This is a genomic window from Ihuprevotella massiliensis (assembly GCA_900095835.1).
Taxonomy (GTDB): Bacteria; Bacteroidota; Bacteroidia; order Bacteroidales; family Bacteroidaceae; genus Alloprevotella; species Alloprevotella massiliensis.
On record LT608321.1, the window covers coordinates 1,258,323 to 1,278,260 of the forward strand.

At 45.0% G+C, this 19,938-nt stretch carries 16 protein-coding genes; all 16 read left to right on the forward strand.

Annotated features, from left to right (window positions below; all coding sequences use genetic code 11):
• Positions 1 to 264 precede the first annotated feature (264 nt).
• Positions 265 to 1,104 (forward strand): polysaccharide biosynthesis/export family protein, encoded by an 840-nt coding sequence (locus BQ2633_RS05280; RefSeq protein ID WP_083233958.1) that lies wholly within the window; start codon positions 265 to 267, stop codon positions 1,102 to 1,104.
• Positions 1,105 to 1,115: 11 nt separating this feature from the next.
• Complete coding sequence (locus BQ2633_RS05285; protein WP_083233959.1) at positions 1,116 to 3,536, forward strand: GumC family protein; 2,421 nt, start codon at positions 1,116 to 1,118, stop codon at positions 3,534 to 3,536.
• 91 nt (positions 3,537 to 3,627) lie between these two features.
• Complete coding sequence (locus BQ2633_RS05290; RefSeq protein WP_075565556.1) at positions 3,628 to 5,181, forward strand: lipopolysaccharide biosynthesis protein; 1,554 nt, start codon at positions 3,628 to 3,630, stop codon at positions 5,179 to 5,181.
• A gap of 63 nt (positions 5,182 to 5,244) precedes the next feature.
• A complete protein-coding gene (locus BQ2633_RS05295) occupies positions 5,245 to 6,258 on the forward strand; it encodes a glycosyltransferase (RefSeq protein ID WP_075565558.1) in 1,014 nt (337 codons plus the stop codon).
• A gap of 76 nt (positions 6,259 to 6,334) precedes the next feature.
• The gene (locus BQ2633_RS05300) at positions 6,335 to 7,288 is read left to right on the forward strand and encodes a glycosyltransferase (protein ID WP_075565560.1); all 954 of its coding nucleotides are present in this window, start codon (positions 6,335 to 6,337) and stop codon (positions 7,286 to 7,288) included.
• 99 nt (positions 7,289 to 7,387) lie between these two features.
• On the forward strand, positions 7,388 to 8,581 hold the full coding sequence (locus BQ2633_RS05305) for a glycosyltransferase (RefSeq protein WP_075565561.1): 1,194 nt from the start codon (positions 7,388 to 7,390) through the stop codon (positions 8,579 to 8,581).
• A gap of 73 nt (positions 8,582 to 8,654) precedes the next feature.
• The gene (locus BQ2633_RS05310; protein WP_075565562.1) at positions 8,655 to 9,647 is read left to right on the forward strand and encodes an acyltransferase; all 993 of its coding nucleotides are present in this window, start codon (positions 8,655 to 8,657) and stop codon (positions 9,645 to 9,647) included.
• A 32-nt stretch (positions 9,648 to 9,679) separates the two neighbouring features.
• Positions 9,680 to 10,633 (forward strand): glycosyltransferase family 8 protein, encoded by a 954-nt coding sequence (locus BQ2633_RS05315; RefSeq protein WP_075565563.1) that lies wholly within the window; start codon positions 9,680 to 9,682, stop codon positions 10,631 to 10,633.
• A 24-nt stretch (positions 10,634 to 10,657) separates the two neighbouring features.
• Positions 10,658 to 11,371 (forward strand): glycosyltransferase family 32 protein, encoded by a 714-nt coding sequence (locus tag BQ2633_RS05320; RefSeq protein ID WP_075565564.1) that lies wholly within the window; start codon positions 10,658 to 10,660, stop codon positions 11,369 to 11,371.
• 182 nt (positions 11,372 to 11,553) lie between these two features.
• Complete coding sequence (locus BQ2633_RS05325; RefSeq protein ID WP_176720093.1) at positions 11,554 to 12,489, forward strand: EpsG family protein; 936 nt, start codon at positions 11,554 to 11,556, stop codon at positions 12,487 to 12,489.
• Between the two features lie 27 nt (positions 12,490 to 12,516).
• Positions 12,517 to 13,410 carry a glycosyltransferase family 2 protein gene (locus tag BQ2633_RS05330; RefSeq protein ID WP_075565567.1) on the forward strand — a complete coding sequence of 298 codons (894 nt, stop codon included), beginning with the start codon at positions 12,517 to 12,519 and terminating at the stop codon, positions 13,408 to 13,410.
• A complete protein-coding gene (locus BQ2633_RS05335) occupies positions 13,392 to 14,378 on the forward strand; it encodes a glycosyltransferase family 2 protein (protein ID WP_075565569.1) in 987 nt (328 codons plus the stop codon). The genes BQ2633_RS05330 and BQ2633_RS05335 overlap by 19 nt, the downstream gene beginning before the upstream one ends.
• A 25-nt stretch (positions 14,379 to 14,403) precedes the next feature.
• Positions 14,404 to 15,492, forward strand: coding sequence for a glycosyltransferase (locus BQ2633_RS05340; RefSeq protein ID WP_075565571.1), 1,089 nt, complete (start codon positions 14,404 to 14,406; stop codon positions 15,490 to 15,492).
• 10 nt (positions 15,493 to 15,502) lie between these two features.
• Entirely contained in the window at positions 15,503 to 16,729 is a 1,227-nt protein-coding gene (locus BQ2633_RS05345) for a glycosyltransferase family 4 protein (protein WP_075565573.1), read from the forward strand.
• A 213-nt stretch (positions 16,730 to 16,942) separates the two neighbouring features.
• Positions 16,943 to 18,115, forward strand: a complete 1,173-nt coding sequence (locus BQ2633_RS05350) for a DegT/DnrJ/EryC1/StrS family aminotransferase (protein WP_075565575.1) — start codon at positions 16,943 to 16,945, stop codon at positions 18,113 to 18,115.
• A 211-nt stretch (positions 18,116 to 18,326) separates the two neighbouring features.
• Positions 18,327 to 19,907: a UDP-N-acetylglucosamine 4,6-dehydratase family protein gene (locus tag BQ2633_RS05355; RefSeq protein ID WP_075565577.1), complete on the forward strand. Its 1,581-nt coding sequence runs from the start codon at positions 18,327 to 18,329 to the stop codon at positions 19,905 to 19,907.
• The last annotated feature ends 31 nt before the right edge of the window (positions 19,908 to 19,938 follow it).

A 19,938-nucleotide genomic window follows, 5' to 3' on the forward strand; every position in this document is an offset into this window, starting at 1 on the left:
GCACATACTCTCCCCGCAAAAAGCGGCGTTTTGTGCAGTCTTCCGTACTTGGGCTTGCCCAGCCCCCTGATTTCTTTGCGCTATACTACGATAACAACGGATTTTGCCATAAAAAAGGAGCGAAATCCAGCAGTAAGCGTATTAGAAATAAGCCCTCATAGCTTAACAAACACGTAATACGTAAAAACTTTTATTGTAAAGCCTCCACTCTAAACTTGTCACCTACACCACAACTTCGTCATGCTGTGGTGAAATTTCTTTTGTATGACAACTTACTCCTTTAACAACAATTATTTCAAGGGTGCCTTGCGCCATGGCTTATTGCTTTCTGCCAGCCGCCTTCACGTGTGGATCATTGCTGTGTGTGCCTTGATGGCCACCAGCTGTAATACCATCAAAGACATTGCCTATCTGCAGGATATCTCTACCACAACGCCCATCACCTTGCAAAATCCTGAGGACATTCGCCTCGAACCAGGAGATCAGTTGAGCATTAGTATCCATGGCCGTGACCCGAAGGTGGTGGAAATCTACAATATGCCCAATGTCACCAACGCCACTGGTGGTTCCACGAAAGCCAGCTACACTGTGAATGCCAATGGACAAATCGATATGCTCCAATTCGGACTGATACCTGTGGCTGGACTCACACGCGCTGAACTTGCCAACCAAATCAAATATCGCTTGGTGTCGAGTGGCGTAGTTCGCGACCCAGTGGTGGTGGTAGACTTTGCTACGATGACTTATTCGGTGCTGGGAGAAGTGGCGATGCCTGGTCGTAAACCTATCGACCGCGACCACATGACTCTTCTGGATGCACTGGCACAAGCTGGCGACTTGACCATCTATGGCAAACGCAACAATGTGCTGGTGATGCGCAATGTCAATGGTAAACAAACGGCTTATCGCATTGACTTGACCAACACGGAGAGTGTGTATGCTTCTCCGGTGTTCAACTTGAAACAAAACGACATCATTTATGTCGAACCTAATACGAAGAGAGCCAACGAATCGGTGAACAATGCCAACACGCTCCGTACACCAACTTTCTGGTTCTCTGCCATCACCTTGTTGACAACTGTACTTCTCTATATCAAGAAATAAGATATTCGTTCATGCAACGCAATCCTTCTGAAAATTACACTCCTGCATCGTCTACACTTAAGGCGCACTCCGACAGTGCTTTGTTCTTGGTGCGCGATGGTTTCTACCTTTGTCTAGCACACTGGAAGTGGTTTGTGCTCTCACTCCTCGTTTGTCTGAGCGCAGCAACTTACCACCTGCTCCGCACTCCTAAAACTTACGTGGCATCGGCTTCTATTCTCATCAAGCCCGACAGCAACAAGGGCCATACCCCCGATGAACTGCTGGCGCGCCGCATGAGTGTGGAAAGTGGTGTGGATGCCCAAATGACCAATGAGATGCTGGCACTCAACAGTGTCACCATCACACGCACCGTAGCAGAACGACTCAACCTCGATGTAGAATATACCCACAAAGGGATGTTTCACCCTAAGGTGATTTATGGCACACAACTCCCTGTAAAAGTGGAATTTCTCAACATAAGTGAGGAGCAAACAGCTTCACTTTCGCTCACGCTCATGGCAGATGGGAAAGTGTTGCTCGAAGATTTCGTACGCAATGGCCAAAGTATGGATGGCAGTGTACTGGCTCACGTGGGCAAGCGTTGCGCCACTCCTGTGGGTCTCCTCAACATCGTGCCCACCAATGCTTATCACAAAGGACTCACCGACGAATATGACGTGAGACGCTCTCCAATGTCCACCACCGCTGCTATCGTGCGCTCTCGATTTGACGTGCAGTTGAGCGACAAAGCTTCGACCATCATCGACATTCGCTACAGCGATGTCAATACGGCGCGCGCCAAAGATGCCATAGACATGCTGATTTCTGTGTACAACGAGAACTGGGTGAAAGATCGCAACCAGATTTCAGTGAGCACGAATGAGTTTATCAAAGATCGTTTGGCAGTGATTCAGCGCGAACTGGGCAATGTGGACCAAAACATTGCGGGTTATAAATCGGCTAATCTCCTCCCCGACGTAGAACAATCGGGAGCAATGGCGATGACGCAAGCCAACGAAGCGGAAATCAAGGCGCGCGAACTCTCTACCCAAACGTACATGACACGCCATGTGCGCGAATATCTCACCGATGGCCGCCATGAGAATCAGGTGTTGCCCTCCAACTCGGGTATCAACAACCCTTCGATTCAATCGCAGATTAACGACTACAACTCCAAACTTTTGGAGCGTAATCGTTTGCTCGCCACTTCTTCTGCACAAAACCCTACTGTGATGGATCTGGAGACACAACTAGGTTCGATTCGTCGCGGTATCATCCAGTCATTGGACAATGAATTGGACATGCTGAAGACGCAACAGCGCGCCACTGAGGCTAGTCACAGTGAAGCCACCAGCAAAATTTCTGCAAATCCTCGCCAAGCGTCTTACCTCCTCTCGGTGGAGCGTCAACAAAAGGTGAAAGAATCTCTCTACATTTTCTTGCTTCAAAAGCGAGAAGAGAATGAGTTGTCACAAGCTTTCACAGCTTACAACACGCAAATCATCGAGACGCCTCATGTCACCGGCACTCCTCCCACTCCAGTATCAAAGCGAGTGATGGGCATGGCTCTCCTCATTGCCTTGGCCATTCCCGCTGGGCTCATCTTTGCTCGCGAAGGGTTTAATACTACGGTGCGCGGTCGCAAGGATCTCGAAGAATTGAGCGTGCCTTTGGTGGGCGAACTTCCCTTCCAGGGCAAGAAACGTCCTTTCTGGCAACGCTGGCGCAAAGAAGAGATTATCAAGCAACCTAATTTGGTGGTGGCTGATCAACAGCGCGACATTATCAACGAGGCTTTCCGCACTGTGCGCACGAAACTCGAATTCACCATGGGTTTCGATGGACAAAACAAAGTGGTGATGGTCACTTCTATGAATCCAGGAAGTGGGAAAACCTTCATCACCGCCAACTTGGCAACAGCTTATGCACTCAAGGGAAAGCGTGTGCTCATCATGGACCTCGACCTCCGCAAGGCTTCTCTTTCCGAATATGTGGGCAACCCACAAATGGGTATTTCCAACTACCTCTCTGGACAGATTGACGATTGGCACGAAATTATCACTCCTCTCGGACAAGTGGACTGCTTGCCCAGTGGTGTGATTCCTCCCAACCCTGCGGAATTGCTCTCAACTCCTCGTTTTAAGGCAATGATTGAGGCTGTGCGTGAAGAATATGATTTGATTTTCATGGACTGTCCTCCGGTAGAAATCGTTGCCGATGCCGAAATCATCAATCCAGTAGCCGACCTCACCCTCTTTGCCGTACGTGCAGGCTTGATGGAACGCTCGTTCCTCGTAGACATCGAACGCTGGTATTGCGAAAAGAAATTCCACAATCTCACCCTTGTCCTCAACGGTACCACCGATGCTCTCGGTCGTTATGGCTACCACAAATATGGTTATGGCTATGGCGGTTACGGCTATGGTGGCTACGGATACGGAAAGAGATAGTCCTCTCTCATAAGTCCCACTAGGAATTCCGCAGCTTTGCGGAATTCCTAGTCACGACGCTCTGCGTGCCTTCATTCTAAATTTACAATAAATGTCTTCTACTTCATCCACACAGGAATTTAGTGCCAAACGCGCAACATGGAATGCAACACTTCTCATGTTGCGTTCTGCTATAGGCATTGTGGTGGGGCTTTTTACTTCTCGCATTGTCTACAATGCACTTGGAGTAGAAGATTATGGTATCAACGCTGTTGTGGGGGGACTTGTACCTGCTTTCACGGTGATTACTGCGGCTCTTGCTTCTGGCACCTCTCGTTTTCTCACCTTTGAAATTGGACAAGGAGACGAGAAACGCATCCGCGAAACTTTTACAGCTACATTTTGGGCGCATCTCCTCTTTGCCCTTCTATTCGTAGCATTAGCAGAAATTGGTGGCATCTACCTCCTTCAACATCAGATGAACATACCCGAAGGAAGAGAAGTTGCGAGTTTGATTGTATTGCAGTGCTCTATTGCCACGATTTTCTTTGACATCACCCAAGTACCTTATTCAGCGATACTTGTTGCCAACGAACGATTTAACATCTACGCCTATTTTAGCTTAGCAGGGACGTTCTTCGGATTAATTTCAGCACTTATAGTGAAATATGCCCCTGTAGACAAACTCATCCTCTATAGTCTACTTGCTGCAACGGGTGCTCTTCTTGTTCCTGTATTAAATCGTATCTATTGCCTGCGTAAACACCCAGAGTCACATTTGCTCAAAGGCGTCAATTTTAGTATTCTGAAGCCTATTCTCTCCTATAGTTTATGGAACTTATTCGGTAACGCTTGTACACTTCTTAACCAACAATCTCGTAACTACCTGGTGAATATCTTCTTTGGGGTACGTTACAATGCAACAACCAGTGTTGCCACAACTGTACACGGCGCCGTAGGATCATTTTCGGGACTTTTTGGAACAGCCTTTTTCCCTCAAATCACGAAACAATACGCACAAGGAAATATCCAAGAAATGGAACGCGTAATCAAAACTTCGATGCGCTTCTCTTTACTCATTCTCGCCATCATTGCAATTCCTACAATGATGAACGCAGAAACACTCTTCTCCTTATGGTTGGGCTCTGTTCCTGATTTTGCACCTTTTGTACTACGTTGTTTATTACTCATTAGTTTTGGATACGTGTTGCAATCGCCTTTCCATCAATCAATACAAGCAACTGGGAGAATTCGGATCTACTCAATGCTAAGTGGTATTTTTCTTCTGCTTCAATTTGCAGCTGTCTATATCACCTATAGTAGCGTACACATTTTTACGGGAGGCTTCGTTGTTCTTGCCCTCGGACAATTTATCTACATTCTTCTTCCGACAATCATTACTCAACGATATATCCCCCGTTTATCCCTAAAACGGATATTTATAGCAGTTCTCATTACCATTTTGGGCATTATTTTCGCTGCTATCATTCCCTATTGGATTTTCACTGCTATTTCTTCTGGCATTCTTCAATTACTAACAAGCAGCGTTGCTTATGTCCTCAACTTAACTCTAATTGCTTATTTCTTCCTTCTTACGAAAGAAGAACGAAGCATGGTTATACAAAAGGCGAAAGCCGTTGTGCAAAGAGTATTCACCAGAAATTGAACTTCTGCCAATGATGGTTCCATATCTTATCCTTCCTCTCTTCGTATGAATGCCACTCCACCTATGCTAAGTCTCATTCTTCCTTTACACAATGTGGAAGAATACGTGCACCAGACTTTGGAAAGTGTTTCACAACAACCACAAGACGACATGGAAGTGATTCTTGTGGATGACGGAAGCACCGACCAAACGGCTGTGATTGCTAAGACTTATGTAGCAAAGCACCCAAATTGGCAACTCATCATGCAACCACAACAAGGAGTGAGTGTGGCAAGAAATGTGGGTACGCAGGAAGCAAAGGGCGAATATGTGGCTTATCTGGATGGGGATGACTGGTTGGCTCCTCAAGCACTGCAGCAGTTGCTCACAACAGCACAGCAAGCGCAGGCAGATCTTGTGCAATGTGGATTTTTCTATGCTTATGAGCAACATCTGCTTTACGACAATCGCAGACAATCTCCGCAAGATGCTCCACAGATGCTGAACACTGAAACAGCACTCGAAGCTCTGTGTCAGCCTCATCCCCTACTCAACAACTTTCTGTGGGCAAAAGTGATGAAAAGAGAGATTGCTTTAGCCTGTCCTAATCCTCCCGGTCGCGTAGCACAGGATGCCTTTGTGATGCACGAAATTGTGGCACGCTGCTCCAAAGTGGTTTGTATGTCTCAGCCCCTATGGTTTTATCGTCAGCGCAACACAGGACTTTCTGGGCATTTCTCCATCCGTCGAAAAGACCTGCTGGAAGCCTATGAGATGCGCATCCAATTTCTGCAGAGTACCCATCGAGAAAAACTTTTGGCTTGGGTGGTTCCAGAATATCTGCGACAAGTATTTCAACACCTCGCAGCTGCTAAGCGTACTCTCGACACTCCAACCATTCAAGCCTTCGAAGCGTATCAGAATTACGTGCAACAGCAATATAGCGACATTATAAAGCAATATGCTCCCCATCTATGGCAACAGCTGAAATGGGAACAGAGTCTATTGGGGCAATTCCTATGTAGAGTGAAGAATAGACTATTTCGACAAAAACTAATGCGGCTTTCGTACTATGACTTTCCTTCAATGATAGAGTAAAAATAACAGATAAAGAATCATTCATTGTGAAAAGTAATAATCAACATTCATTTTATCTATAAAAATAAGATCTATCGTGAACACTAATACCTATCATCTAGCTTTCACTCTTAACAAGGATTACTTTCCTTATCTCGCTGTCACCTTAAAAAGTTTTTGCCTATACAATCCTCAACAAGCAGATACACAATGGCAGATTCACTTAATTACTGATAGTGAAAAGGTGTTTTGTACCTCATTCTTTAGCTCTATTATCCAAGACCGGGATGATGTCAAAATAATAGTACATCAGATTAACGTTGAAACCTATACTAGATATTCAAAATCTAGATACCCTATTTACACTATACTAAGAGCCGAACTTCCCGATATTCTGTTGGATGTGGAAAAGGTGCTGTACTTAGATACTGATGTACTCTTTAAAGGTGCAATACATGAGCTTTTTCATTTTGACATGAAAAGACACTCAACAGCGATGGTAAGAGAGACAGAAATTAAAAGCTATAACTATGTCTACAAGCATAATCTAGGTCATTCTAAGTATTACAATTCGGGGGTTATACTTATGGACTTATCTATGTGGAGAGCAAACAACAATCGGCAAAGATTTTTTGATTTTCTACAAACGAACTTTGAAAAGCTAGCATTTCCTGACCAAGACGCAATTAATGTATTGTTTTATAATGAGATTATAGAACTTCCCTTAGAATACAACATTACCTACCACAATCTGGTGGATTACAAGAACTATAGTTCATCACAAAAGGAAGGAATTTACAATAGTCTTTTCTCACCTAAAATAGTACATTATGCAGCCTGCGCACCTTGGGATATGACTGTACCTATGCACCCTTACCGCGAGGACTGGTGGGAGGTTGCCAATACCCTCTCTACCAATATACCAACAACAAGAAGGAATTCACTCAAAATAAGAATCATACTTCATGCGTTTTTTATTCTTAGATGGATTCAAGGACGACCTCACAATCCATCTCTGAAATATCTACAAAGAAGACTCAGAAAAGGGTAAAACTTCAAAGAGTTTCTCTATAATAAGAGCTCACAATAAAAAGGATAATTGCGGAAAAATGACATCATGACGCAAAGGTAAACTAAGACATCATCCAACATGCGCATCTTCATCGCCATCCACTACCTTGAAATAGGAGGAGTAGAGACCAGTCTTATCAATCTCCTCTTGGCTCTCGACCCCAATCGCGTCGAGGTGGACTTATTGGTCTACGACCCTCGTGGAGAAATGATGGAGTTGATTCCAGATTGGGTGCATCAAATCAAGGCTCCCAAAACTTATCACTACATCGAGCGTCCCCTAAAGGAGGCACTTCTAGCAGGAGAATGGAAGATGGTGTGGGCAAGACTGCGCGCGAAATGGGCGATACGACAATATATCCATATCAAGAAGCCTAAAGATGGTAGTGCCATTTTCGGATACATTGGCAAATATGTCACTCCGATTCTCCCCTCCCTTGACTATCTTGGAGAATACGATTTGGCAATCTCCTATCTCACTCCACACGATATTGTGAAAGAGAAGGTGAACGCACGAAAAAAAATCGCTTGGATTCACACGGACTATAGTACGATTGACGTGAATGCCGAACTGGAACTCCCCATTTGGGCTAGTTTTGACCACATTGTGAGCATTTCAGACCACGTGAGTCAAACTTTTAGTACAGTGTTTCCGAGTCTCAGCCCTAAATTGCTCCGCATAGACAATCTACTGACCTCTGATTTCGTCAGACAACGAGCAAAAAGGGATTGTCCTCAGGATATGTCTCTTCAGAAAGACGCCATTCGCCTACTCACTATTGGACGCTACTCTTACCCCAAAAACCTCGAGAGTATCCCACTACTTTGTCGTTTGCTTCGAGAACAGGGATTGAACATCGAGTGGTTTATCATAGGTTATGGCGATGATAGCCTCATTCAAAGCGCACTTGCTCAAGAACAGATGGAAGACCACATACATCTGCTTGGAAAAAAAGCCAACCCTTATCCCTATATTGCCCATTGTGACTGGTACATCCAACCTTCGCGCTACGAGGGGAAATCAATAGCGGTCACCGAAGCACAGATTCTAGGTAAACCTGTCATGGTCACAGCGTACCCTACAGCAGCCTCTCAAATCACACCAGGCAAAGATGGGCTCATCGTTCCTATGGATACACCAGAGAGCACAGCTCAAGCCATAGGCGTAGCCCTGCGAGACACCGACACCCGTGAACAAATGATTTCCTATCTGCAAACACATGATTATGGTAACGCTGCGGAGGTCGAGAAAGTTTACCAGTTGCTCTCTTAACTGAGTAGCCCCCTCATGAGATGTGACACGTTATCAGGAATCAGCCGATAAAAATATTATAGCGTATAAACTAATGACCAGAAATCTCAGTTTTGACTTACTCCGCATCTTGGCTTGCCTGATGGTCATCATGATGCATGCGCAACCTATCTCATCTAATCCTAATGGGATGATATTGGCGGTGTCAAGCTACGCTACCGCACCTTGTATTGGACTATTCTTTATGCTTTCAGGTGCTTTGCGACTATCTCGTCCCATCTCCAATTTTCGCAGATATTTCAATAATATCTTACGAAAGATTCTCTTACCAGTGCTCTTGTGGAATCTCTTTTATGGCATCATGGAAGTCATCTTACAAGGGCGACCTTGGACAGAATGGACTACCTTCCGCTTCATTCTTAAAATGAACAACCCTACTTTGTGGTTTATCTTTCCACTACTAGGACTCTACATCATAACACCAATACTCCAAGCATGGCTAGAATCGAGTAGTCGACAACACCAGCGTTTCTACTTAATGCTATGGGGAGGGACCCTCTGCCTACCTTGGTTTAAGGAGATATTTCCGATAGAAGAAGGTGTGACTAGTCTCTTCTACTATTTTTCAGGCTATATCGGCTACTACCTTCTAGGTAGCTATCTCACCAAGTATGCATCACAACTTACACGCTATTCAATAGTGGCGTTGCTACTAGCTTGGGGGACACCTACGATGGTAAAGTTATTGCAACTGCCCATCAATTTCTACCAAACCTTTTGGTATCTTTCTGTGTTCGTCGTAGCACAATGTATCTTCTGGATGCAGCTAGCTCATTCCCTTACAATTTGTAAAAAGCTGCAACAGTATCAGCCCATCATCGAACGACTATCCCAACTCACCTTTGGAGTTTACCTGGTGCACTGGTTGTTGATTCTAGCCCTTCGCTCTCTTCCTTTTTCAATCGTCACGGAAATTCCTTTCCTACCACTCTACCTTGTTACAACCATCTGCAGCATCTTGGGAAGTTTCCTTCTCTCGTGGTTGCTCTATCAATTCAAATGGGGACAATTCATGATTGGTAGATAGCATTTTATTTCTTTCATAACGATACTACTTCTATGTCAGATATGCACGTTGTTTTTTGTATCAGTGACAACTACACCCCTCTTGTAGCTATCACCCTACAGAGCTTTGTGGACCACCACACCAGCGATAGTCTGTTTGTCTTTCATATTGTTTCAGAAGAACTCTCTTCTGAGAACTATGACTATCTCAGCAGAATTGTTGCGCAACGTCACAACTGGCAATTATGCTATCATCCAATAGATCAGCAAAAACTAACTCACATCCCAACAGGGCCCTTTACTCTACATGCTTGGTATCGGGTTTTTCTAGGACAACTTTTGCCAGAACACATAGACAAAGTGCTATATTTGGATGCTGATACGTTAGTAACAGCGCCGATAGAGGAGTTGTTTACGATATCGCTCGAAAACAAAGCAGTGGGGGCTGTGAAGGATCAGCAGAATTTTATCTCTGCAACGAAACGAAGATTAGGACTCCCCCCCAATTATACCTACGTTTGCTCCGGTGTGTTGCTAATGAACTTGCGGTATTGGCGGGAAAATAATACAGCTCAACAGGTTATAACTTGGGCGATAGATAATGCTCGAAGATTAGGATGCCCTGATCAAGATGCCATCAACGCGGTTCTTAAAAACAATATTCTCGTTTTACCAGCACAATGGGGCATCATAGCTAAAAACTACCTATACGATGCGTTTTACGAGACAGAAGAGGCGGCTGAGGCTTACCACCAACCACGAATCATTCACTATGCAGGATGTGCACCCTGGTATAAGGAACTAAGCAAAATAGCCCCTCGTTTTCAAGCTCCATGGTACAAGACCAACGAGCGGATGGAGCATCCCTTGCAGATGCGCAGTTACTTTCCATCGATTGTTAAACGCCTCAAAGCCTTATTTTATCATCTTAAAGAGGGACGCTTGAGCTATCCTCAAATCACCTCAGCTTTCATTGAAAAGAAGTTACAACAGCATGGCTGGAAATAACTTTTTATATTTAAGAACTGATTTATGATTCCATCTATCATTCATTACTGTTGGTTTGGAGGGCGTCCATTGCCTCCCTCTGCATTGCGTTGCATTGCATCGTGGAAAAAATGGTTGCCCAATTGTGAGATTCGCGAATGGAACGAGCTGAATTTTGATGTCAATGCTCACCCCTACACTCGTGAAGCATACGCTGCAGGGAAATTTGCTTATGTCAGTGATTTTGCTCGCTACAAAATATTGGAAGAGCATGGAGGAATGTACTTTGACACTGATGTTGAAGTAATTGCCTCATTGGAAGATTTATTAGAGAAGGGGGCCTTTATGGGGATGGAGAAAGCCTTTCCCCCTACGGTTAGCCCTGGATTAGTGATGGCAGTAGAGCCTAAACACCCTATTATCCGAGAGATGCTCGATTACTACGACAAGCAAACAACTCTCTTAAAAGAGACACTGCTAGAAGTAGGCTTGGTGGTACGTGGTATGACTGAGATATTCAAGCAACATGGCTTTATCCCTGAGAATCGTTACCAAAAAGTTGCTGGCGTGTCTATTTACCCTGCAGACTACTTCGACCCAATGGACAATGCTACGGGAAAAATCAAGCTCAGCATAAACACGCGCACCATTCACCGCTACGATCGCACCTGGAGCAACCAAAGTTCCTTCTACATTTGGCTGTCAAGACTCTGGCACCGCACTTGGCTCTATCGCCTCATTCAAAACTATAAAGCTTAAAATCCTCAAGCACTATAATGGACGCTTCACTTTATCATCCACTATTCTTTGGCTTCTTCTGTTTGTGGGGAGCAATTATCGCCTTGAGATATCGTGTTTCACAGGGGAAAACGCTCATAACCACCATTGAATCATCACGTTGGGGATGGTTTATCTCTTTTATTGTTGCTTTTTGGATCGGCATGCGGCCTATTAGTGCCTACTACTTTGGCGACATGATTGCTTATGCAAACATGTATAATAACTTTAGTGGACATCTCATCGATTTTGATATTCAAACAGAATGGTTTTGGGATAGTCTAAAGGCGATAGCTCATTTACTCCATCTCACTACGGAACACTATTTCGTATTCATCGCCTTACTTTACACCTTGACTGCGTTTGCCACGATGCGCATTCTCATTCCCAAGAAGCCTTTGACTTCTTTGGTCTTAGTTGGCGCTTCCCTCATGTTCTTTTCCTTTGCCACCAATGGTATTCGTAATGGACTCGCTTGCCACTTCACGATGTTGGCATTTGCATTGTATCTGAAGGATCAAAAAATCATCGGAATCCTTTTGGCTTTCTTGGCTTATGGTATCCACCACAGTGTGGGTGTTCCTATCGCTGCCTTTGCTTTGAGCCTCTTGGTTTACAAACGCCCTCAATGGGCAATATACCTTTGGACACTATCCATCGTAGCCTCCTTACTCTTGGGCAATAGTCTCACCAGCTTCATCGAGCAGTTAAGCTTCGATGAACGACTATCCCACTATACAAATGCGGAACAAGGGGAAGTTGGTATCCAGTTCTCGTCTTACGGCTTCCGATGGGACTTTTTGTTGTATAGCGCGATGCCGATTGCACTGGGATATTATTCCATCGTCAAGAAGCGCATCACCGACAATTGGTATTCGGTGCTGTTCTCAACCTATTGTTTTACCAATGCTTTTTGGGTGATTTTCATCCGTGCTGCGTTCTCCAACCGCTTTGCTTACCTTTCTTGGTTCCTCTATCCGGTTCTCATAGCCTATCCACTATTCATGCTCAAGATTTGGCACAACCAAGATAAAAACATTGGTCTCATTATCATGGCATACGTAGGTTTCACCGCCTTTATGCAATTCTTCTATTGGTAGGAAGAACTTCTCTTTGACTCATCAATTATGGCTGAATATTCTCTCACCGTCTTCACCCCAACCTACAACCGCGCCCACCTCATCGGGCGCGTGTATGAAAGTCTTTGCCAACAAACTTGCCAAGACTTCGAATGGTTGGTCATTGACGACGGGTCTACCGACAACACACGCGAAGTCATAGCACAATACATAGCAGAACAGCGCATCGCTATCCGCTATATCTGGAAAGAAAATGGGGGACTCTACACGGGCTACAATACAGCTTATGCCAACATCACCTCTCCGCTCAATGTTTGCATCGATAGTGATGACTTTATGCCAGAGAATGCCGTGGAGCTGATTCTAGAAATGTGGAACGAACGTGGTGGGGAACAATACGCTGGTATCATAGGGTTAGACTTTTATGCTGACAAGCAGCAACCCATAGGGGGATATTTCCCAGAAAATCTCCAAGAGGTGTCACTCAATGAAATTTCAGAAAAAGGGTTATATAAAGGAGATGCCAAACAAGTGATGCGCTCCGACTTAACTCGAACAGCAATAATCGAAGAAGACTTTCATGGAGAAAAAGACTTTAATCCATATAGTATGGTCTTTCAAGCGGCAAACTCGCTTCCTTTGCTCGTCATCAACGATAATCTTTGCTTTGTAGACTACCAACCAACTGGGATGGCAGCAAACATCTATAAACAATATTACCGTTCACCATGGAGTTTCATGAAGATGCGACAAATAGAAATGACAGTAGGATCAAAATCTATTCGCAACCTTCTTCGGCTCAACATTCACTATGTGTCTAGCTGCCTCATTGCTCGCAACAAGCATTGGTTGAAAGACTCTCCTAAACCTCTTCTCACCTTGTTGATGTCTCCTTTGGGATTCCTACTCTTTTGCTTCATCTTATGGAAAAATCGCCACTAACCTACTCTATAGCCATTCGCACATTGGGGACTGGTGGAGAAAAATATCGCATACTCCTAGAAAGTATCAACACACAAACCCTTGCTCCCGAACGAGTGGTGGTATATATTGCTGAAGGATACGACATCCCCAACTACAGAATAGGCAAAGAAGAATATGTAGTTGTCCCCAAGGGAATGGCTAAGCAGCGCATACTTCCTTATCAAGAAATCTCTAGCGATTGTATACTACTCTTAGATGATGATGTAAGGTTAGGAGAAAATGCAGCTGAAAATCTCGTGCAAACACTTTCAGAACAAGAAGCAGACTGTGTAGGGGCTGACACCTTTCGCAATCAAGACATGAGTTGGGTGCAAAAAATGAAGGCATTCCTCTTAGGTGGAGTCTACCCTAACTGGAACGACAACTATGCCTTTCGAGTACTCTCTACGGGTGCCTTCTCTTATAATAACCATCCACGGCCTACTTTTTATATTTCTGATAGCTGTGCTGGACCTGCAGCTATGTGGAAAAGAGAGACTTTTCTCAAATTGCACCTAGAAGATGAGTTGTGGTTAGACGACCTAGGTTTTTCCTATGGAGACGACCTTGTAGAGTTTTACAAACTGGTGGTCAATGGATACAAATTAGGTATTCACTATGGCGTAGACATCGAACACATGGATGGCAAGACTTCAAGTGCTCGCTATAAACAACAATCCAATCGCTTGCAACTCCGCACGAAGGCACAGTTTATCATCTGGTGGAGATGCTTCTGGCAAACGAATCGCTTTGCCAAGGGGGCTATGCTCTTGCGATTCTCTCTCAAGATGACGTATCAATTTCTTCTCATACTGCTGGCTACTCCTTTCTTGAGAAGGTGGGATTTTCCTGCGCAGGTGATAAAAGGACTGAGAGAGGGCTGGCAATTCGTACATTCTCCAGAGTTTGTTGTTCTTCGTCCCTATCAGTTCAAGAAACCTTCATAGCTATAACTCCAAAAATCGCGTCAATATGCCGTCACAACTAAAAGTACTTCACGTGATAACCTCTCTTCGCACCGGTGGTGCGGAGCGTCTCATGGTGGATTTACTCCCTAGATTACGAGAACGAGGGTTGGTAGTGGAACTGGCGGTACTGGATGGAACACAGACCGACTTCTATTCTGCTTTAGAGGCGCTAGGAATTCCGATTCACGCGCTAGGCATGAGTGTCAGAGCGATGCATTCTCCTTGCTGTATTCCTGCTTTGCGCCGTTTGATGCGTCAGTTTGATGTTATCCATACCCACAATACTCCTTGCCAATTTTTTGTGGCAATCGCTAGTGTGGGAATGAAACAAGCCCCCAAACTGGTCACAACGGAGCACAACACAACAAACACCAGAAGAAATATCCCTTGGCTTCGAAGGCTTGATAGCTGGATGTACAGCCGATACGCTGAAATCATAGGCGTGAGTCAAAGCACCACTCAAGCTTTAATAGACTACCTCCCACAACTACCTCACTGCCTGACCATCAACAACGGTATTGTGGTTACTAAATTTCAAGAAGCCTTCCCAGCAAACGATATAATAGAACAATATAGCCAATATAAACGCTTGGTGATGGCAGCTGCATTCCGCGCACAAAAGGACCACGAAACAGTTATTCGTGCGCTACATCTGCTTCCCAACAACTATCACCTCCTTCTCGCAGGAGATGGGGAACGCAGAACGATGGTCGAAGACTTCGTAGAGAAAGAGCTACTCTCACAGCGTGTCCATTTCCTTGGCAATCGCAAAGATGTGGATGCAGTGCTTAAGGCTGCAAACATTGTTGTGATGTCAAGTAGATATGAGGGGCTCTCTCTCTCATCATTAGAAGGTTTAGCTTCTGGTCGCCCAGTTGTGGCAAGTGATGTGCCAGGATTGCGGGAAATTGTGGGTGATGCAGGGCTACTCTTTCCGCAAGGAGATGCACAAGCGCTAGCCAAAACTATCCTAGATTTGGAAGAAAATGCAACCCTCCGCCAACAGACCATTGAGAAGGGCTTACAACGCGCTCGACAATACGACATCTCCACGATGATCGAGGCGTATTGGCAAGTGTATCAAAATTTATAAGGCAAGATTCATGAAGAAAATCATCCGCATTTCCACCGTTCCCATTTCGCTCAACGTCTTCTGTAGAGGGCTGTTGTGCGATTTGTCGCACGACTATGAGATTGTGGCTGTATCTTCGCCTGGTGAGGATCTCGACGAACTAGCTGCACGAGAAAATGTGCGTGCCATAGCAGTACCTATGCGTCGCCACATCGCACCCTTCCACGATCTATGGGCGCTGTGGCAACTATTCTGGCTCTTTCGACGAGAACAGCCAGATATGGTGCACAGCATCACTCCCAAAGCTGGTCTGTTGGCAATGATAGCTGCAATGTTGGCTAGAGTTCCGGTGCGGCTTCACACTTTCACGGGTCTCATCTGGCCCACTGCCAAGGGACTGAAACGAAAGATTCTTATAGCAATGGACAAGTTGCTCTGCTCTTGTGCCACACATCTCAACGCTGAAGGGGAAGGGGTCGCCAATGATTTGCAAGCACAAGGCATCACCCACAAACCGCTCAAGATATTGGGTAAGGGGAATGTGAGAGGCATTGACTTCAACTATTATCACCCCTCCACAGAAGTCAATGAGGCAGCAAAGGGACTGCGAGAGAAATTGGCCCTCTCCTCCGACACCTTTCTTTTTCTCTTTGTGGGAAGAATCGTTCGGGACAAGGGAATCGCTGAATTGCTGGAGGCTTTCAAAGTTGTTTCCGAGAGTTTAGGGAAAAACTTCAATGTTTCGGAGAAGCACTCGGAGAATCTTTCAAAAACCTCCGCGAATTTCGCAAGTGGTGTGGAGGGTTTCTCCAAAATAGCATTGCTTCTAGTGGGAAACAAAGAAAGTCACCTCGATCCACTTCCCACAGCCACGGAACAACTCATTCAAACATTACCCAATGTCTATCTACTGCCACATCACACGGATGTTCGTCCGATGTATGCAGCAGCACAGGCTCTGGTGTTTCCAAGCTATCGTGAGGGATTTCCCAATGTAGTGCTTGAGGCAGGGGCGTTTTCTCTACCTAGCATCGTCACCGACATCAATGGTTCGCGAGAGATCATTACTCATGGAAAGAATGGTTTCATCGTTCCGCCCCACGATAGTGTCGCTCTTGCTCGAGCCATGATGGAGATGTGGACTTCTCCTCACCGAAAGACAATGGGTGTTGCGGCACTGCACCATGTGCAGGAACATTTTGCACAACCCTTGGTGTGGAAAAATCTCAAGTGTTACTATCAACAACTGCTATCATGACTGGTATCCTACTCTTCATCAAGCACCACTTCCACTGGATTTGGCACATAATCGAAGAGAACAAGATAAACTCCCTATAACAAATCTAGATAAAACAGTAAATCGGTTCACACTACAACGAAGTTATCTTTTCGGATAAGGTAAAAATCAATCTCAAATACTTGCACCATCGCTCCTACTAGGGAGATAAAGCATTATCATCCAAACTGTATTATGAAAGCTCCTATCTATCTGTGCCTCGCCCACATGGGAGGTGGAGAACAACGCTATATTCAAGAAGCCTTCGACACCAATTGGGTCGTGCCTCTTGGACCCAATGTCAATGGTTTTGAAGAAGACCTAGAACACTTCCTACAACAAGGCAGTGCTTCAACTCCTGCTGTTCATGTTTGTGCGCTATCAGCAGGCACCGCAGCGCTACATCTTGCCATGGTGCTCTTAGACATTAAAGCTGGAGACGAAGTGATTTGTCAAAGTTTCACATTTGCAGCTTCTGCTAATCCAATCACCTACCAGGGTGCAACACCAATCTTCGTCGACAGCGAAGCAGACACTTGGAATATGTCGCCTCAACTGCTTCGCGAAGCTATCGAGGATCGCATGGCAAAAACCGGTAAGAAACCCAAAGCCATCGTAGTGGTGCACCTTTATGGTATGCCTGCTAAGATGGAAGAAATCATGGAAATAGCCACACACTACGACATCCCCATTGTGGAAGATGCAGCAGAAGCCCTTGGTTCTTCCTACAAGGGTCAACGCTGTGGCACATTCGGTGAATATGGTATCCTAAGTTTCAACGGTAATAAGATGATTACCACTGGAGGTGGAGGCGCTATTGTCTGCAAAACTACGGAGGAGAAGCAGCGCGCACTTTTCTTTGCGACGCAAGCCCGCGAAAACTATCCTTATTACCAACACGAACACATCGGATTTAATTATCGTCTGAGCAACATCAGCGCTGGTATTGGTCGCGGACAAATGGAAGTGCTCGACCAGCATATCGAACATCACCAGCATCTTGCTAATCTCTATGCAAAAGCCTTTGCAGACCATCCTTACGTCACCCTACATACCAATCCCGACACCGCTTCTTCCAGCAACTATTGGTTGAATACCATCACGCTTTCGGAGGACGCTCCCTGCTCCACCGACGTTTTGCGTGAAGCACTTGCAGAAGAAAAAATCGAGAGCCGTCCGTTGTGGAAACCTATGCATCTCCAACCTGTGTTTAAAAATGCGCCTGCTTATGTGAATGGAGTCAGTGAGGATTTGTTCAAGCGCGGATTATGTCTCCCTAGCGGTCCTTGGGTCACAGAAGAAGATTTGCAACGCATTGTGGACATCTGCAGGTCAACTCTTGAAAAAGAAGCACATCTCAAAAAATAAAGTAGACATAAGGAATCAAACATCTTCAGAGTTCTTACAGCTTGAAAGATGCATTTGTTGAGAATTCGCAACGATTATCGTTGCTTTATTGAAATATAAATCTTATTTTTGCAAATATATCAAGATATTAAACACAAAAAACAGCAGTTTCCTGCATCAAGCACTATTATAAGCACAATTTCCCCAAAGGGATAAACATATTCCAAGGCTAATGCTGAACAAATTCATTCGTTGGTATCTTTCTTACGATGCACTCCCCTATTGGTATTTACTAATAGCCGATTGCGTCCTCATCCTCTTGGCAGGAATTGCTGCCTTCTATGCTAACCACAGCTTGGAAGGGGTAAGTGTATTGCCTGTTTTGCTCACTTTGATGGCCTATCTACCTGCCTATCTTGTCGGATTTCGTGTTTTCCGCACCTATCTAGCTCCCGCCCGTCGAGTGATGCCTAAGGATGTGCTTCGCATCAGTGGAGCTCTGTTATTGGGCTTTGCCATCATCATGTTCCTACGCATCAATTTTCACACCGATTCGATAGGACAAACGATAAGATCGCGCGATTTGTTGTTACAGTGCTTGCTATCCATGGTGCTCATGATATGCTTACGCATCATGGTTCGCATCAACTTTGAGGGTTATGTAAAGCGCAACCACCTCACTGGTCTCTATGGATTGTCCAATAGCAACCTGCTTGATATCGAACTATCCTCCTTGTTACCACGCAAAGAGATAGAGGTGGACATGGACGCTATCCGCACCAAGATGCAAGGAAAGCACATTCTGGTCACAGGCGCTGCAGGAAGTATCGGCAAAGAACTCGTTCGTCTATTAGCACAATTCTCTCCTAAGAGTTTGTTGCTTTTAGATATGGCAGAGACTCCTTTGCATGATGTGCGTGTGATGATGCAACGAGAATTTTCCAACATTCCTTGTAAAACTGTGGTCTGCAATATCTGCCACCATCATCGATTGGAGGAATTTTTCAAACATAATCATCCCGAAATCATCTTTCATGCCGCAGCTTACAAACATGTGCCGATGATGGAGGACAATCCCACGGAGAGTGTACTCAATAACATCGATGGAACCATCAAACTCGCCAACCTTGCCGTAAAATATGGCGTACAAACTTTTGTGATGGTGAGCACAGATAAGGCTGTCAATCCCACTAATATTATGGGATGTTCCAAACGTGTCTGCGAGATTTATTGCCAAAGTCTCCACAACTCCCCACGTAATACTGCAGGTTGCAATTTTGTAACCACCCGTTTTGGTAATGTATTGGGTTCAAATGGATCTGTTGTCCCAGCCTTCCGCGAGCAAATTCGCAATGGCGGCCCAGTCTATGTGACACACCCTGATATTGTCCGCTTCTTTATGCTCATTTCCGAAGCTTGCAAGTTGGTGTTACAAGCTGCCACGATTGGAAAAGGAGGGCATATCTATGTCTTTGACATGGGCCACTCCGTCAAAATCAACCAGCTAGCTAAACGTATGATTAAGCTTAGCGGAAAATCCGATATCAAAATCATTTACACCGGACTACGCCCAGGAGAGAAACTCTATGAAGAGGTGCTCAATGACGAAGAACAGGTGCTTCCCACCAGCCACGAGCGCATCAAAATAGCAAAAGTGCGCGAGTATAACTTCGACAAAGTAGAACAAGACATTCTCTCGCTTATAGAAATAGCGAAGTCTTACGACGCTGCAAAGACCGTAAAGACCCTCAAGTCAATTGTGCCAGAATACGTTCCTCAGAATCCTGAGTATAAAAATCTTTGCCAATCCTAATCATCTCTGCAACAACTCTATATCTTATCAA

What these genes read in the sequence shown, in the direction of transcription:
- BQ2633_RS05280 (WP_083233958.1), top strand. Translation starts at nt 265, where the DNA reads ATGACAACTTACTCCTTTAACAACAATTATTTCAAGGGTGCCTTGCGC.
- BQ2633_RS05350 (WP_075565575.1), top strand. Translation starts at nt 16,943, where the DNA reads ATGAAAGCTCCTATCTATCTGTGCCTCGCCCACATGGGAGGTGGAGAA.
- BQ2633_RS05340 (WP_075565571.1), top strand. Translation starts at nt 14,404, where the DNA reads ATGCCGTCACAACTAAAAGTACTTCACGTGATAACCTCTCTTCGCACC.
- BQ2633_RS05295 (WP_075565558.1), top strand. Translation starts at nt 5,245, where the DNA reads ATGCTAAGTCTCATTCTTCCTTTACACAATGTGGAAGAATACGTGCAC.
- BQ2633_RS05310 (WP_075565562.1), top strand. Translation starts at nt 8,655, where the DNA reads ATGACCAGAAATCTCAGTTTTGACTTACTCCGCATCTTGGCTTGCCTG.
- BQ2633_RS05355 (WP_075565577.1), top strand. Translation starts at nt 18,327, where the DNA reads ATGCTGAACAAATTCATTCGTTGGTATCTTTCTTACGATGCACTCCCC.
- BQ2633_RS05305 (WP_075565561.1), top strand. Translation starts at nt 7,388, where the DNA reads ATGCGCATCTTCATCGCCATCCACTACCTTGAAATAGGAGGAGTAGAG.
- BQ2633_RS05290 (WP_075565556.1), top strand. Translation starts at nt 3,628, where the DNA reads ATGTCTTCTACTTCATCCACACAGGAATTTAGTGCCAAACGCGCAACA.
- BQ2633_RS05320 (WP_075565564.1), top strand. Translation starts at nt 10,658, where the DNA reads ATGATTCCATCTATCATTCATTACTGTTGGTTTGGAGGGCGTCCATTG.
- BQ2633_RS05335 (WP_075565569.1), top strand. Translation starts at nt 13,392, where the DNA reads ATGGAAAAATCGCCACTAACCTACTCTATAGCCATTCGCACATTGGGG.
- BQ2633_RS05330 (WP_075565567.1), top strand. Translation starts at nt 12,517, where the DNA reads ATGGCTGAATATTCTCTCACCGTCTTCACCCCAACCTACAACCGCGCC.
- BQ2633_RS05285 (WP_083233959.1), top strand. Translation starts at nt 1,116, where the DNA reads ATGCAACGCAATCCTTCTGAAAATTACACTCCTGCATCGTCTACACTT.
- BQ2633_RS05345 (WP_075565573.1), top strand. Translation starts at nt 15,503, where the DNA reads ATGAAGAAAATCATCCGCATTTCCACCGTTCCCATTTCGCTCAACGTC.
- BQ2633_RS05325 (WP_176720093.1), top strand. Translation starts at nt 11,554, where the DNA reads ATGCGGCCTATTAGTGCCTACTACTTTGGCGACATGATTGCTTATGCA.
- BQ2633_RS05315 (WP_075565563.1), top strand. Translation starts at nt 9,680, where the DNA reads ATGTCAGATATGCACGTTGTTTTTTGTATCAGTGACAACTACACCCCT.